15 protein-coding genes are annotated in these 14,629 nt (G+C 64.9%); 11 read left to right on the top strand and 4 right to left on the bottom strand.

Annotated elements, in window-relative coordinates; genetic code table 11:
- Nucleotides 1-264: 264 nt before the first annotated feature.
- Both FLG15_RS08680 and FLG15_RS08675 read right to left on the bottom strand, forming a co-directional pair.
- A complete protein-coding gene (locus tag FLG15_RS08680; protein WP_150145847.1) occupies nucleotides 265-3,201 on the bottom strand; it encodes a TonB-dependent receptor in 2,937 nt (978 codons plus the stop codon).
- A gap of 255 nt (nucleotides 3,202-3,456) precedes the next feature.
- Complete coding sequence (locus tag FLG15_RS08675) at nucleotides 3,457-4,428, bottom strand: LysR family transcriptional regulator (RefSeq protein WP_003481928.1); 972 nt, start codon at nucleotides 4,426-4,428, stop codon at nucleotides 3,457-3,459.
- 415 nt (nucleotides 4,429-4,843) lie between these two features.
- On the opposite strand from FLG15_RS08675, the gene FLG15_RS08665 reads away from it, so the two are divergent.
- From FLG15_RS08665 to fdxA, 5 genes are all read left to right on the top strand, one after another.
- On the top strand, nucleotides 4,844-5,476 hold the full coding sequence (locus tag FLG15_RS08665) for a 2-dehydro-3-deoxy-6-phosphogalactonate aldolase (RefSeq protein WP_150145845.1): 633 nt from the start codon (nucleotides 4,844-4,846) through the stop codon (nucleotides 5,474-5,476).
- Nucleotides 5,473-6,621, top strand: a complete 1,149-nt coding sequence (gene dgoD, locus FLG15_RS08660) for a galactonate dehydratase (protein WP_057679916.1) — start codon at nucleotides 5,473-5,475, stop codon at nucleotides 6,619-6,621. Before FLG15_RS08665 ends, dgoD begins: the two co-directional genes overlap by 4 nt.
- On the top strand, nucleotides 6,615-7,526 hold the full coding sequence (locus tag FLG15_RS08655) for an SMP-30/gluconolactonase/LRE family protein (RefSeq protein ID WP_057679915.1): 912 nt from the start codon (nucleotides 6,615-6,617) through the stop codon (nucleotides 7,524-7,526). Before dgoD ends, FLG15_RS08655 begins: the two co-directional genes overlap by 7 nt.
- A complete protein-coding gene (locus tag FLG15_RS08650; RefSeq protein ID WP_150145843.1) occupies nucleotides 7,523-8,401 on the top strand; it encodes a 2-dehydro-3-deoxygalactonokinase in 879 nt (292 codons plus the stop codon). Before FLG15_RS08655 ends, FLG15_RS08650 begins: the two co-directional genes overlap by 4 nt.
- Before the next feature lie 83 nt (nucleotides 8,402-8,484).
- Nucleotides 8,485-8,808, top strand: a complete 324-nt coding sequence (fdxA, locus tag FLG15_RS08645; RefSeq protein ID WP_057679913.1) for a ferredoxin FdxA — start codon at nucleotides 8,485-8,487, stop codon at nucleotides 8,806-8,808.
- A gap of 131 nt (nucleotides 8,809-8,939) precedes the next feature.
- Here fdxA and FLG15_RS08640 read toward each other — a convergent pair whose 3' ends face one another.
- Together FLG15_RS08640 and dapA are read right to left on the bottom strand one after the other, a co-directional pair.
- A complete protein-coding gene (locus FLG15_RS08640; RefSeq protein ID WP_057679912.1) occupies nucleotides 8,940-9,458 on the bottom strand; it encodes a hypothetical protein in 519 nt (172 codons plus the stop codon).
- Nucleotides 9,459-9,474: 16 nt separating this feature from the next.
- The gene (dapA, locus tag FLG15_RS08635; RefSeq protein ID WP_150145841.1) at nucleotides 9,475-10,383 is read right to left on the bottom strand and encodes a 4-hydroxy-tetrahydrodipicolinate synthase; all 909 of its coding nucleotides are present in this window, start codon (nucleotides 10,381-10,383) and stop codon (nucleotides 9,475-9,477) included.
- Nucleotides 10,384-10,476: 93 nt separating this feature from the next.
- Between dapA and FLG15_RS08630 the strand changes: the two genes are divergently transcribed.
- The 6 genes from FLG15_RS08630 (at nucleotide 10,477) to FLG15_RS08605 (ending at nucleotide 14,624) form a co-directional block, all read left to right on the top strand.
- Nucleotides 10,477-11,103, top strand: coding sequence for a glycine cleavage system transcriptional repressor (locus FLG15_RS08630; protein WP_002813792.1), 627 nt, complete (start codon nucleotides 10,477-10,479; stop codon nucleotides 11,101-11,103).
- An 11-nt stretch (nucleotides 11,104-11,114) separates the two neighbouring features.
- Nucleotides 11,115-11,465 carry a ribonuclease E inhibitor RraB gene (locus tag FLG15_RS08625; protein ID WP_003481909.1) on the top strand — a complete coding sequence of 117 codons (351 nt, stop codon included), beginning with the start codon at nucleotides 11,115-11,117 and terminating at the stop codon, nucleotides 11,463-11,465.
- 37 nt (nucleotides 11,466-11,502) lie between these two features.
- Nucleotides 11,503-11,985, top strand: coding sequence for a peroxiredoxin (locus FLG15_RS08620; RefSeq protein ID WP_057679911.1), 483 nt, complete (start codon nucleotides 11,503-11,505; stop codon nucleotides 11,983-11,985).
- An 82-nt stretch (nucleotides 11,986-12,067) separates the two neighbouring features.
- Nucleotides 12,068-13,465 (top strand): PhoH family protein, encoded by a 1,398-nt coding sequence (locus tag FLG15_RS08615; protein ID WP_017155124.1) that lies wholly within the window; start codon nucleotides 12,068-12,070, stop codon nucleotides 13,463-13,465.
- Nucleotides 13,465-13,947, top strand: coding sequence for a hypothetical protein (locus FLG15_RS08610; protein WP_150145839.1), 483 nt, complete (start codon nucleotides 13,465-13,467; stop codon nucleotides 13,945-13,947). Before FLG15_RS08615 ends, FLG15_RS08610 begins: the two co-directional genes overlap by 1 nt.
- Nucleotides 13,948-13,952: 5 nt before the next feature.
- Nucleotides 13,953-14,624: a YoaK family protein gene (locus FLG15_RS08605; RefSeq protein WP_057679910.1), complete on the top strand. Its 672-nt coding sequence runs from the start codon at nucleotides 13,953-13,955 to the stop codon at nucleotides 14,622-14,624.
- The last annotated feature ends 5 nt before the right edge of the window (nucleotides 14,625-14,629 follow it).

The raw sequence follows: 14,629 nt of genomic DNA, 5'->3' as shown, positions 1-14,629 counted from the left end.
GCTGGCTTGGCATCTGCCGACGGCAAGGCCGTGGCTGCGAAGATGCGGTGTAAACCCGAGCGGGCTTACGTGCTAGCTGCGGCCGGAGCATAGGGCCCGGCCGTCATGCCGGACCAATGAAATATTCCTGGAAAGGTATTCGCTAAACCTATAACAACCCTGGAAAACGCGGCAACTCTGGCATCGCAAGGTCATAGCACGGATTTGAACGTGGCGGGCTCAACTCTGAGAGCCCGCGCACGTCGCCTGCGTGATCGCCCGCACTTACCAGTTCATGCGCAGCACCAGCGAGTAACGCCGGTCGTTGACGAACCAGCTGCGCGTGTACAGATGGTTGTCCACCTCACCGTCGGTGTAGGACGTCGGCCCCATCAACACCTTGGTCACCCTATTGGTCAGGTTGTTGGCCTGCACGCCGAGTTGCACATGCGGATTGAAGCGGTAGAACGCCGAGGCGTCGAGCTGGCCATAATCGTCCGACCAGGTCGGCAACTTGGTCGACACGTCGCTGGCGGTGAGCAGGTAGCGCGAACGCCAGTTGTAGGCCAGGCGCAACGAAAGCGGTCCTTTCTCGTAGATGCCGGCCAGGTTGTAGCTGCGCCGCGACAGGCCTTCCAGCGGCAGGCTCACACCGGTGACGGTGGTCTGGGTGTACGGCTCGGTGGCGGTGTTCACGCCGCCGCTGCTGTCGACGAAGGTGAAGTTGGCATTGACGCCGAACCCGCTCAGCCAACCCGGCCATGAATCGAAGAACTGCGTGTAGCCGTATTCGAAACCGCGGATGCGCCCCTTGTCCATGTTGTACGGACGCGTCACCAGCCAGTCCTGCCCGCCGTAGTTTTCGGTGACGGTCTGGTTGGAGAAGTAGTCTTTGACGCTCTTGTAGAACAACGTCAGGTACATCATGTCGCTGGTGTCGAAGTACCACTCCAGCGCGGTGTCGTACTGATTGGCCTTCATCGGCTGCAGATTCGGATTGCCGGCAGTACCGGTCCACCTGGACACCGTGCCGTTGGATTCGGTGTTTGCCGCGAGCAGCAGGTACGGCTGCAATTGCGTGTAGTCCGGGCGCGCCATCGCCTTGGACGCGGCGATACGCCACTGCAGCGCGTCGGAGAACTTGAAGCGCATGTTGAAGCTCGGCAGCACGTTGGTGTAGCTGCCCTTGGCGTTGTTGGCGAAGTACTGCCCGGTGTATTGCTCGCGCAGCTCCTCCGAACCCGCGCTTCCCGACAGGTCGGGGAACTGGCCGTAGCCATTGGCCTCGGTCTTGGTCTGCACGATGCGCACGCCGATATTGCCGTCTACCGGCACGCCCAGCGCTTCGTCGTTGCCGAAGTACATCACTGCGTAGGCGGCCTGGGTGCGTTCGAACTGGCGATTGATGTCCTGCAGCTGGTACTTGTCCGGCGCCCAGCCCGAGCCGCGCAGCGCCACGATCTGCTCGATCATCTTCGAGGTACCGGCGTAGTCCTTGACCGCGGCGTCGCTCGGAAAATACAGGCTGTTGGGCACATCGATCTTGCCGCGGAACAGATTGGAATACGAATACAGCTGCGAGGTGCCGGTCATGTAGGTGGCCAGATCGGCCAGTCCGGTCCCATTGGCGGTCCCGGGAATCTGCGCCCAGTTGTCGCTGATCACCCCCCAGTTATAGCCGGAGTTCTTGTTGATCTGGGTGCGGTCGGTGGCGCGGATGCCGGCACGGAAGGTCCGCAGCCAGGAACTGTCGTCGAATGCATACTCCAGGTCGAAGCGCGTGGCCAGCTCGCGGCCGCGATTCTTCGCCAGGTGGTCCATCGCCGCACTCCAGAAATAGTTGGAGGGGTTGCTGGTGTAGGTAGTGTTGGCAATCGCGACCGATGGATATTTGCCGCTCAGATCGAAGGTCAGGCCCGGCAGGTAGATCGAATCGAACAGGGTGAAGTCCAGCGAATCGCTTTCCGAGCGCACCAGCTGCATATCGCCGCGCACGGTGAGGTTGCTGGTGAGCTTGTGGGTAAAGCCACCGGACAAATCCGAGGTGGTCGTGCTCTGCTGTGCGTAGCGGTTGTTGGTGTAGAAGCGCACGCCATCGTTGCCGGTGACGTTGCCGCGCCAGGAACTGGAGGCCGGCGAGCCGCTGACGAAGCGGCCGTCGGCATCGTAGGTGAATTGCGTGCCGGGCGCCGGACCAATCGCGTTGGTGTCGTCGTTGAAGAACGCTGCGCGCTCCTGCCAGTTCATGTCGTAACTGGAACGCATGTACTGCACGTAGATTTCGGTGTCGTCGCTAGGCCGCCACTGGAACGCGCCGGCCACGCCATTGCGCTTGCGCTCGAAATCGAGCTGCCGCCAGTTGACGCCGCCGGGCACGTAGACCTTGTCGAAGCTGGTGCCTTCCAGCAGCGCCGCATCGGTGCGACGCACGAACGGCTCGACCTGGATGCCGTCGCTGCGGGTGGCCAGTTCCGAATGCGCCACATCCACCATCAAGCCCATCTCGCCGAGGCCGGTGTTCCAGCGATCGCTGAAGAGAAACGAACCCGATGGCTTGTAGGTCTTGCTGAAGTCGCCGTAGTTCACGTCGGCGGTCGCACCGATGACCCGGCCCGGCTGGTCGAACGGCATTCGCGTGCGCAGGTTGACCGTGCCACCCAGGCCGCCTTCGATGATCTCCGCCGACGGATTCTTGTAGACGTCCACGCCCGCCATCAGTTCGGCCGGCACATCCTCAAAGCTCAGACCGCGGCCACTGGCGGCGCTGAAGCTGTCGCGGCCATTGAGCTCGCCGCGCACCTGGGTCATGCCGCGAATCATCACGCCGCTGCCTTCGGCCGAGAAGTGGTCCGGATCGTTACGCGCCATGAAGTGATCGATGGTCACGCCGCTCACCCGTTGCAGGGTTTCGGTGACACTGCGGTCAGGCAGCGCACCGATGTCCTCGGCACTGACCGAATCGACGATCTGTTCGGCATCGTGCTTGATCGACTGCGACTTGATCAGGCTGGCGCGCACACCGCGCACTTCCACGGCGTCCAGGTCGGTGGCCTTGCTCGGGTTGCTCGAGGAGGCATTCTGGGACGACTGCGCCTGCTGCGCGTAGACCGGCGCAGCGAGCAAGAGCCCGATACTGACGGCCATGGCGGAACGGCGCAACGAAGGCAAACGACGGGCAAGCACGCCCGTACCTGCCGAGGCATGGCTGGAACACTGATACATCTGAATCCCTCCCAGGACGCAAGACGATTGAATCGGGTTGTCGCCGCGCAGACGCGCGGCGTGATCACGCAAAAAACGGGCGATGTCGCCCGTCAATTCCCTCCAGCAAGGCGGCTCGGCCGCCGATCGCGTGCCCGACGTTACGTGCGCTTCAGCGTGCGATCTGGTTCACACGTATAGGCGCACCGCGCAGCGCCAGCCAATGAAAATTTCACAGGCTGCTATTCCGCTGCGGAATAGCGATGGACGCACCGGTCAGGCAAGGGAGTCCGGCACGCGTAGCGCGGGATACAGACGTCGCGCAGTGGTGCGCAACGCCTGCAGAATGCGCTCGGCACCAGGCGGCAGGACGTAATCGCGGCGACGGATGATGCCGAACGATTCCATCCGCACGCCCAGTTCGATCGGCAGCACGGTGAGCAATTTCGCCTGGATCAACGGCGCCACCGATTCCACCGGCAGGGCGGTCAGCATGTCGGTGCCGCGCAGCAGGGTCGAGGTGACTGGCAGCGACGAGGTTTCGATGGCATTGGTCGGCGTCTGCACGCCGTGCTCCATGAACATCGAATCCAGGCGCGCGCGCAATACGCTGTCGGCGGGCGGCAAGATCCAGCCATGCCGTACCAGGTCCGCATGCTGCAGGCCGGCGCGGCTGGCCAGGGGGTGCCCGGCACGCGCAATCACCGAATGCGGCTCGTCGGCCAGCGGTTCGAACTCCAGCTCGCCCACCCCTTCCGGCCCCAGGATGCGCCCGATCACGATGTCCAATTGCCCGTCCAGCAACTTGGCCACCAGCGGACGGCTGTAGTCCATTTCCACACGCACCAGGATGTCCGGGAACTCGCGCTTGACCTCGGCGATGGCCTGCGGCACCAGATTGGTACCCGGATTGACCACCGTGCCGATCGAAGCCTGGCCCATGCGCCCGGCGCGTAGCGCGGCGATTTCTTCCTGCGCCCGCCCGATCTCCGACATTGCCGCACGCGCGCGCCGGATCAGCACGTGGCCATACCAGGTGGGTTCCACGCCACGGGCGTGTCGCTCGAACAGTTTCACTCCCAGCATGTCTTCCATTTCTGCCAGCAATTTGGACGCGGCCGGTTGCGTCATGCTGGCGGCCTCAGCCGCGCGCAGCACCGAGCGCTGTTCGTGCAAATGCAGCAGTAGCAAGAGCTGGCGCGTCTTGAGGCGGGCTGCGTTGAACCAGGGAGTACCGGAATTTGCCATAGCGTGCGGTTGCGGCCGTGTATTCGTCGGAGGAATAGAATATGCCGAAAATTTCATTTGCAGCACATATCTCCCCGCGCGAGGCTATCGAACGCCGCAGCAGGAGCCCCTACCTCCCGGGCGCGGTGAGAACAGACGTGACCCGCCCGTCCCCGGGTGGCAACACGCACGCCCTACACGCGGAGGTGGACGACGATGACGGCATCATGCCCGCCGATTGCAGGCCGTAGGACGGCGCATGCATGTACAGGCGGCACTCCCCCACCGCCGGAATCCATCGCCTTCGTCGTCACGCGTTCTCCTGCGATGGTGCGCGTCGGCCGTCATGCCACGACCCGCCGTCGCGCAGCCTCCCCCGACATCGCCAGCCACCCGGCCGCCAACCGCCGCTTTCCGCTCTATCGCGAGTAACCGCATGACTTCAGATATCACCGCCAGCCCGTTCGTCCTGCCCCTGGTCGCCATCCTGCGCGGCATCACGCCGGAGGAGACGCTCGACCATGTCGGCGCACTGATCGACGCCGGCTTCGATGCGATCGAAATCCCGCTCAACTCGCTGCGCTGGGAGCAGAGCATCGCGCTGGCGCAACGGACCTATGGCGAGCGCGCCTGGATCGGTGCCGGCACCGTGTTGCGCAACGAAGATGTCGACACCCTGGCCGAGATCGGCGCGCGCTTCATCGTCACCCCCAACACGCGGCCGTCGCTGATCCGTCATGCGGTATCGCGCGGTCTGACCGTGGTGGCGGGTTTCGCCACCGCCAGCGAGGCGTTCGACGCCATCGACGCCGGCGCCACCATCCTCAAGCTGTTCCCGGCAGCGACCTATGGCGCGGCGCATGTGCGCGCGCTGCGCTCGGTGCTGCCCACGCACATCCCGGTCTACGTGGTGGGCGGCGTCAGCCCGCAGACCCTGGCCGGCTTCATTGCCCAGGGCGCGGCCGGTGCCGGCATCGGTGGCGAACTGTACAAACCAGCGCAATCCCTCCAAACAACCCAAACCCACGCACGCGCCTTCGTGCAGGCCTACCAGGAACTGCAAGGATGAAGATCACCCGCCTCACCACCTACCACGCCGCGCCACGCTGGCTGTTCCTCAAGGTCGAGACCGACGAGGGCATCACCGGGTGGGGAGAGCCGGTCATCGAAGGACGCGCACGTTCGGTGGAGGCCGCCGTGCACGAACTGGCCGGCTATGTGGTCGGCAAGGATCCGGCGCGCATCAACGACCTGTGGCAAACCCTGTACCGCGCCGGCTTCTATCGTGGCGGCGCGATCCTGATGAGCGCCATCGCCGGCATCGACCAGGCGTTATGGGACATCAAGGGCAAGACGCTGGGCGTGCCGGTGTACGAGCTGCTGGGCGGGCTGGTGCGCGATCGCATGAAGACCTACCGCTGGGTCGGCGGCGACCGCCCGGGCGCCATCATCCAGCAGATCACCGACTACCGCGCGCTGGGCTTTGACACCTTCAAGTTCAACGGTACCGAAGAAATGAAGCTGATCGACAGCGCGCGCGCCGTCGATGCGGCGGTGGTCAAGGTGGCCGAAATCCGCGAAACCTTCGGCAACAGCATCGACTTCGGCATCGACTTCCACGGCCGTGTCGGCGCGCCGATGGCCAAGGCACTGCTGCGCGAGCTGGAACCGTTCAAGCCGTTGTTCGTCGAAGAACCGGTGCTGGCCGAACAGGCCGAGTATTACCCGCGCCTGGCCGCAAGTACCTCCATTCCGCTGGCGGCCGGCGAGCGCATGTTCTCGCGCTTCGAATTCAAGAACGTGCTGTGCGCCGGCGGTATCGGCATGGTGCAGCCGGACCTGTCGCATGCCGGCGGCATCACCGAATGCGTCAAGATCGCCGCGATGGCCGAAGCCTACGACGTCGGCTTCGCCCCGCACTGCCCGCTCGGCCCGATCGCACTCGCCGCGTGTCTGCACGTGGACTTCGTTTCGCACAACGCGGTGCTGCAGGAACAGAGCATCGGCATCCACTACAACGAAGGCGCGGACCTGCTCGACTACGTCATCAACAAAGACGATTTTCACTGCGTGGATGGCAGCATTGCGGCGCTGCCCAAACCCGGGCTCGGTGTGGAGATCGACGAAGAGATGCTCAAGCGCGCAAACGAAAATCCGCCCGACTGGCGCAACCCGGTGTGGCGCCACAGCGATGGCAGCATCGCCGAATGGTGAGCACGCCCGAACACACCGCCGTGCTGGCGGTCGACAGCCGCTGCACGCATGGCGAAGGCGTGTTGTGGTGCGAGCAGCGCCAGGCGCTGTACTGGGTCGACATCAGCGAAAAACGCCTGTGGCGGCATCATCCGTCCAGCGCGCAGACGCGCTACTGGACGCTGCCCGACCGACCCGGCTGCATCGGCCTGATGGACGACGGCCGCGTGCTTGTCGCACTGGCCAAGGCAATCGGCATTGTCGATCCGGACACCATCGAAGCAGACGCGCTGCCCTTCGAAAAGCTGGCCGACGTGGAAGCGGACAACCCGCTCACGCGCAGCAACGATGGTCGCGTCGACCGGCATGGCAACCTGGTGTTCGGCACCATGGACGAGCACGACAGCAAGGCCGCACGCGGTGCGTTCTACCAATTTTCGCTGAAGCACGGCTTGCGTGCCCTGCCGTTGCCGGGCGTTTCGATCCCCAATTCGATCTGCTTCAGCCTCGACGGCCGCACCATGTATTACTGCGATTCGGTGCGCCCGCAGATCCTGTGCTGCGATTACGACCCGCAGACGGCACAAACCAGCAAAACACGTGTGTTCACCACCCTCGATCGCGATGACGCCGAGCCGGACGGCTCGGTCATCGACAGCGAAGGCCACCTGTGGAATGCGCAATGGCGTGCGTCGCGGGTGGTGCGTTATCGCCCCGACGGCAGCGTGGAGCGCATCGTGCAGCTGCCGATCAAGCATCCTACCTGCAGCGCCTTCGGCGGCGCGGCACTGGATCGCCTGCACGTGATCAGCTCGCGCCTGGACCATAGCGCCGATGAGCTGGCCCGCATGCCCGAGGCCGGCAGCCTGTTCGCCTGCGATCTGGCCATCGCCGGCCTGCCCGAAAACCGGGTAGCGGGCGCGTGATCGCCATCGACTGGGGCACCAGCAGCCTGCGCGGCTATCTGCTCGATGCCGACGGCACGGTCCGTGAACAGCGCCGCGGTAGCGACGGCATCCTGGCCTGCCAGGGCCGCTTCGACGACGTGCTAGCTGGCCTGATCGACGGCTGGGACGGCCCGCTGCTGCTCTCGGGCATGATCGGCAGCCGCAATGGCTGGGTCGAGCAACCTTACCTGCCCTGCCCGGCCGACACCGCCGCGCTCGCCCAGGCGATGCGCTGCTACGACGCCTTGTTGCCGGGCCGCGCACTGTGGTTCGTGCCCGGCGTCAGCAGCGGCGAACAGGCCGGCGTGCCCGATGTGATGCGTGGCGAAGAAACCCAACTGGTCGGGCTGATCGCCGCACTCGGCGACGGCGCGCATGTCGCCTGCCTGCCTGGCACGCACAGCAAATGGGCGCGGATCGACAACGGTCAGCTGACAGGCTTTGCGACGGTCATGACCGGCGAGTTGTACGCCGTGCTGCGTCAGCACAGCATCCTCGGCAAGCTGATGGACGACGATCATGCCGGGCTGGACGCTGACGCATTCCTGCAAGGTGTCGACCGCAGCAACGACCCCGGCGGCCTCAGCCACCACCTGTTCGGCACCCGCACGCTCGGCCTGTTCGAACGCCTGTCCTCCGCGGCGCTGCCGTCCTACCTCTCGGGCGTGCTGATCGGCCACGAACTGCGCGAGCACCGCGGCGGTCACGCCATCGTGCACCTGGTCGGCAGCCCTTCCTTGGCGCAACGCTACGCGTTGGCGCTGCAGCATCTGGGCATCGAAAGCCGGCAGCATCCGGAAGATCTGGCCGCGGCCGGGTTGTTCGCGCTGGCCAGGCAACGCGGACTGGCCTGACAGCCCGGCACCAAAAACGCCGACAACTCCACACCCATCACGCGACTGCTTTAGAATTGGAAGGCTAAACGCCGGATTCCGCCATGCCTTTTGTTGTCACCGAAAACTGCATCAAGTGCAAATACACCGACTGCGTCGAGGTTTGTCCGGTGGATTGCTTCCACGTCGGCCCGAACTTCCTGGTCATCGACCCGGACGAGTGCATCGACTGCACCCTGTGCGAGCCGGAATGCCCGGCCAACGCGATCTATCCCGAAGACGATGTGCCGGCGGGCCAGGAGGCCTTCGTGGCACTCAACGCCGAACTCGCCAAGGTCTGGCCCGTGCTGACCGTGCGCCAGGAGCCGGCGCCGGATGCTGCCGAATGGGATGGCAAGCCTAACAAGTTGCCGCTGCTGCAGCGCTGAGTTACGCGACCGGGCGCGGCCCGGAGCCACACCGCTGCACGCACGTCGCAGTGCAGTTGCCATCGACTCCGCACTAACGCAAAACGGGCGCCAAGGGCGCCCGTTTCGCTATCCATCAAACCGAACCGGCCTCAGCCGCCCAGCTTGCTCTTCAGCGAGGAGATCACCGAAACCGGCGCGGCCGCCGTGGCCGGCATGCCACGCGGGTCCACTGCCGACACATAGCTGCCCGCGTCGACCTTGACCACGCGCACCAGGAAGCTGGAACCCTCGTAGCTCACGTCGTAGGAGCCGAGCATCTGCGCCTTGCTGGCAATGGTCAGGCCCGGGATATCGGCCAGTGCCGCGCCCACCTTGGCAAATACCTCGTCGCGCTCGCCCGGCACGGTGAAACCGCTGTTGGCGCTCGCCGACGGCGGCGTGTTGCTGTTCTGCTGCGTGGTGGAGGCCAGGGTCGGCACCTTCATCGCACCGGAGGTGTCGGGCAGGTTCAGATCCGGTGGCACTTCCAGCGGGCGGGCTTCCGGTGCCAGCGCATAGTCGCCGCGCGCGCCCTTGTGAAACCAGCTGCAACCGCTCGTGGCGGCGACGGTGGCGGTCGCCAGCAACGCGAGCGACAGCACGCGGACGGGGGAAACGGAATGACGCATCGATAGATCTCCTGGGTCAGGCCGCGAGCATTTCGCGGCTGGAAAGTGCTTCCAACGCAATGGCGTCGGCGGCAAGGCGGTCGGCGGCAGGCTGGTGCGCCGCAGAAAGAGGCAGCAGCGGCAAGCGCAGGCCGTGACCGATCCCGGCGCGCTGCAGCAGCGCCTTGACCGGGATGGGATTGGATTCGATGCAGCAGAAGCTGTGGTATTCGCTCAGCCGCGCGTCCCAGGCAGTGGCAGCATCGCGCTGGCCGTCGCGGGCCAGATCGCACAGGCGCCGGTACGCCGCCGGCAAGACGTTGGAGGCCACCGAGATCAGCCCGGCAGCGCCGGACAACATCGCGTGCGCCGCGCTGCCATCGTCGCCGCTGAGCACTGCAAAACTGTCGCTGCGCAGCGCCACCAGCGCGGCGACGCGCTCGGGCTCGCTACGCGCTTCCTTGATGGCGACGATGTTCGGATGACCCACCAGCTCGGCCACCGTCTCCGGCAACAAGTCGCAACCAGTACGGCCCGGCACGTTGTACAGCACCACCGGCAGGCCGCCTTCGTTGGCCACCGCCAGGAAGTGCGCCTTCAAGCCGGCCTGGGTCGGACGCACGTACGGCGGCGTCACCACCAGCGCGTACTGCGCGCCCAGCGCCGCAGCGCGACGGGTTTGCGCAATGGTCTTCGCCGTCCCGGACAAGCCGGTGCCGGCCAGCACCGGCACACGGCCGGCCACCTGTGCCACCGCCGCGCGCAGCAGCGTGTCGTATTCGTCGTCGCTCAATGCCGCCGCTTCGCCGGTGGAGCCGGCAACCACGATTCCCTGCACGCCACCGTGCAACTGCTGCTCCAGCAGCCGCCGCCAGGCATCCAGGTCGAGTGCGCCATCGGGACCGAAGGGGGTCGCCAGCGCGGTGATGATGCCGGAAAGGGACAAGATTCTGCTGCTCTTACGTGACAGGAAAAGGCCCGCGCGCACGCGGGTTGCGACCGCCTGCATGTTACTTGCGGCGCGAAACCACGGGCAAGTATGCTGGTCACCGCCAGGGCGCCTGCCCGGGCGGCCATTCAGCCTGATGCAATGCCGGAAGCCCCTTTGACCGACTCTACACCCCGGCCTTCGCCGACCGAAAATCACCTCCTGATCAACGCCTACACGACGCATCCGGAGTCCCCCCTGTTGCCCGTCACTCGCCGCATCGCCGACAGCGGCTGCAATCTCGTGGACGCCCGTCTGGCAACGGTGGGGCGCGACGTCTCGGTCACCGCACTGGCCACCGGCTCCTGGGATTCGGTCGCCAAGCTCGAAGCCATGCTGACCCGGCTCGAACGCGAAGAAGGACTGAAACTGGTGTGGTACCGCACCGGCCCCAAGCAGACCCAGTCCAACCTGCTGCCCTACATCGTCGAAGTGATCGCCGCCGACAAGCCGGGCATCCTGTTCCAGCTCGCCGATTTCTTCGACCGCCAGGGCATCACCATCGAAAACCTGCAGAGCACGCGCTACCGCGCCATGCAGACCGGTGCGGAGATGTTTTCGGCGCAGGTGACGATCGGCGTGCCGGCCAACATGCACATCGCCGCATTGCGCGATGATTTCCTGGAATTCTGTGATCACCTCAATCTCGACGCGATCATGGATCCGATGAAGTTCTAAGGCACCCATCAATGGCCATCGCGATCTCTGCGCTAAAACAGATGTTCGACCACATCCGCTCCGAGACCGATTGGAATCTCGACGGCCCGCTGCGCTGGGAATACTTCTTCGCCGATCCTGCGCAGGAGCCGCTGCAGAAGCTCGCCGAGCAACTGACCCAGGACGGCTATCGCGTCATCGACATCTTCCTCGGCGAACGCGACGAAGACGATGGCGATGACGAAGAGTCGTACTTCCTGCATGTGGACAAGAAGGAACACCACACCATCGAGTCGCTGAATCAGCGCAATGCGCAGTTCGACGCACTTGCCAAACGCTTCCATGTGGCTGCTTATGATGGGATGGACGTCGGCCCGGCATGACCGCGCCGTACGCCCCTCCACTTTGGGCTGAGCAACGATGACCGACGCTGTGCTGGAATTACCCGCTGCAACCTTCGATCTGCCGCTGGCGCTGTCCGGCGGCACCCAGACCACCCTGCGCGAGCATGCCGGCAAATGGCTGGTACTGTACTTCTACCCGAAGGACAGCACGCCCGGCTGCACCACCGAAGGCCTGGACTTCAACGCGCTGCTGCCGCAGTTCAAAAAGGCCGGTGCGATGGTGTTGGGGGTTTCGCGCGATTCGGTGAAGTCGCACGACAACTTCTGCGCCAAGCAAGGCTTCACCTTCCCGTTGATCAGCGACAGCGATGAAGCGCTATGCCGCGCCTTCGACGTGATCAAGGAAAAGAACATGTACGGCAAGCAGGTGCTCGGCATCGAGCGCAGCACCTTCCTGCTCTCGCCCGAGGGGCGCATCGTGCAGCAATGGCGCAAGGTCAAGGTGGCCGGCCATGCCGAGGCCGTGCTGGCCGCGTTGAAGGCGCACGCCAAACAGTGACACCCCTCGCTTCCCGCGTCCTCCATCACCCTGCCCCGGCAGGCGTGGTGGCTCGCCCCTGCTCCATCACTTGGAAGACCCAATGACCCGAGGCAAGCGCATCTACGTGCTGGACACCAACGTGCTGATGCACGATCCCACCGCGCTGTTCAAGTTCGAGGAACACGATGTGTTCCTGCCGATGCAGGTGATCGAGGAGCTCGACAACGCCAAGAAGGGCACCTCAGAAGTCAGCCGCAATGCACGCCAGGTCAGCCGGTTCCTGGACGAATTGCTGGAAAACACCAACGCCGAGCAGATCCAGGCCGGCATCCTGCTCAGCCATCCGCAGGGCATCCAGCTCAAGGGCCAGGCCGCGATCGGCCGGCTGTTTTTCCAGATCAAGCCGATCGATCCGGGCCGCACCTTCGGCGAAATGCTGCCGGACAACAAGATCCTGGCCTCGGTGCTGGCGCTGCGCGAAGAAAACCCGGATGTGCCGGTCATCCTGGTGTCCAAGGACATCAACCTGCGTATCAAGGCCTATATCAGCGGCCTGGTCGCCGAGGACTATCAGAACGACCGTGCGCTGGACGATTTCAGCCTGCTGTTCACCGGCGCCATCGAACTGCCGGAAGACTTCTGGCAGAAGCACAACGAAGATCTGCGCAGCTGGAACGAGCGCGGCCGCACCCATTACGAAATCGTCCTGGCCGAGGATGAAGACTGGTATCCGAACCAATACCTGTACCTGCCCGGCGAAGATGAAGTGGAGCTGCGCGTGGCCAAGGTGGGCGGCGGCAAGGCCACCTTGTGCCTGGTCGACGATTTCCGCAGCGGGCCGCATGCGGTCTGGGGCATCGTGGCACGCAACCGCGAGCAGAATTTCGCGCTCAACGCGCTGATGGACCCGGAAATCGACTTCGTGACCCTGCTCGGCACCGCCGGCACCGGCAAGACCCTGCTCGCACTGGCTGCCGGCCTGGCGCAGACCATGGACCAGCAGCGTTACCGGGAAATCATCATGACCCGCGCCACCGTCAGCGTGGGCGAAGACATCGGCTTCCTGCCCGGCACGGAAGAAGAAAAGATGACCCCGTGGATGGGCGCACTGACCGACAATCTGGAAGTGCTCACGCACAACCAGGAAGGCGGCTCGTGGGGCCGTGCGGCCACCAACGACCTGCTCGCCAGTCGCATCAAGATCCGCTCGATGAACTTCATGCGCGGCCGCACCTTCCTGTCGCGCTACCTGATCCTGGACGAGGCGCAGAACCTCACGCCCAAGCAGATGAAGACGCTGATCACCCGTGCCGGCCCCGGCACCAAGATCGTGTGCCTGGGCAACGTCGAACAGATCGACACCCCCTACCTCACCGAAACCACGTCGGGGCTGACCTACGCGGTGGATCGCTTCAAGGCCTGGCCGCACAGCGCGCATATCACGCTGCGTCGCGGCGAGCGCTCGCGTCTGGCCGACTTCGCGTCGGAGGTGTTGTGATGCGCGCATATCGCGGCGCGTTGGCGCTCGCGGTGATCGCGCTGGCCGGCTGCGCCAGCACGCAGGGGCCAGCCAGCGTGCCGACCAATCTCAAGAATGGCCAGTCCTGGATCATCACCCGGCAGAGCGTGGCCGAGCAGGTGTTGCAGACCTGCTCGCGCGACAGCCCGGCGCAGCATCCCGGCCAGATCAGCGGCTATTGGGCGCCGAGCCATCAGCAAATCGAACAGCTCGAAGCGCGGCAGGATGCGTTGACGCCCACCGTTGCCGAGCCGCGCGAGTTCGACCGCCAATACGTGGGTGTGGTGATCCAGGGCCAGCAGTTGATCTACATCAACGCGTTCAAGCTCCCCAACGACCCGCCGGTGAAACCGGCGCGGGAAGCGATCCAGGTCTGCGACGGCGGCAGCATGTTCTGGGGTGCGCTGTACGACCCGCAGACCGGCGCGTTTTCGCAGATCGCGATCAACGGCAGCCCCTGACCCGAGTGGGAATCCTGCTGCCGCGCTGGGTCTGGATTGGCGCGGTGGCATTGTCGGCCGTGGCCGGCATGGTCAACGTGGTGGGCTACCTGGGCTCCGAGCACCAGGTGGTCAGCCACCTCACCGGCACGACCAGCCTGCTTGGCGTGGCCCTGGCGCAAGACGCCGCCCCGGATATTGGCTTTCTCTGCGGCATCCTCATCGCCTTCTGCGCAGGCGCCATGCTCAGCGGACTGATCATCGAGGACGCTGTCTTGCGGCTTGGACAGCGCTACGGCGCGGCGCTGATGCTCGAGGCGCTGCTGTTGCTGGGCGCGACTGCGCTGTTCAAGTTGCATCATGTCGGCGGCGTCCTGTGTGCCGCCGGTGCCTGCGGCCTGCAGAATGCGATGGCGACCACCCTCAGCGGTGCAGCTGTGCGCACTACGCATTTGAGCGGCATGTTCACCGACCTGGGCATCGGCCTCGGGCACCTGCTGCGCGGGCGCCCGCTGCAGCTGCGCCGCCTCACGCTGAGCGCACTGATCATCAGCGGCTTTCTCGCTGGCAGCATCCTCGGTACCTTGCTGTTCCAGCGCTGGCAGTACGACGCGCTCTACCTGCCCGCCAGCCTCACCGGATTGACCGGCGCCGGTTATGTCGCCTACCTGCGATGGCGCCGCTGGCGCACAGGATGATGCGC

The organism is Xanthomonas phaseoli pv. dieffenbachiae (assembly GCF_008639345.1).
Lineage (GTDB): Bacteria > Pseudomonadota > Gammaproteobacteria > Xanthomonadales > Xanthomonadaceae > Xanthomonas > Xanthomonas phaseoli.
The sequence above is the reverse complement of the archived record's forward strand: the minus strand, read 5'-3'. Positions and strand labels throughout refer to the sequence as shown.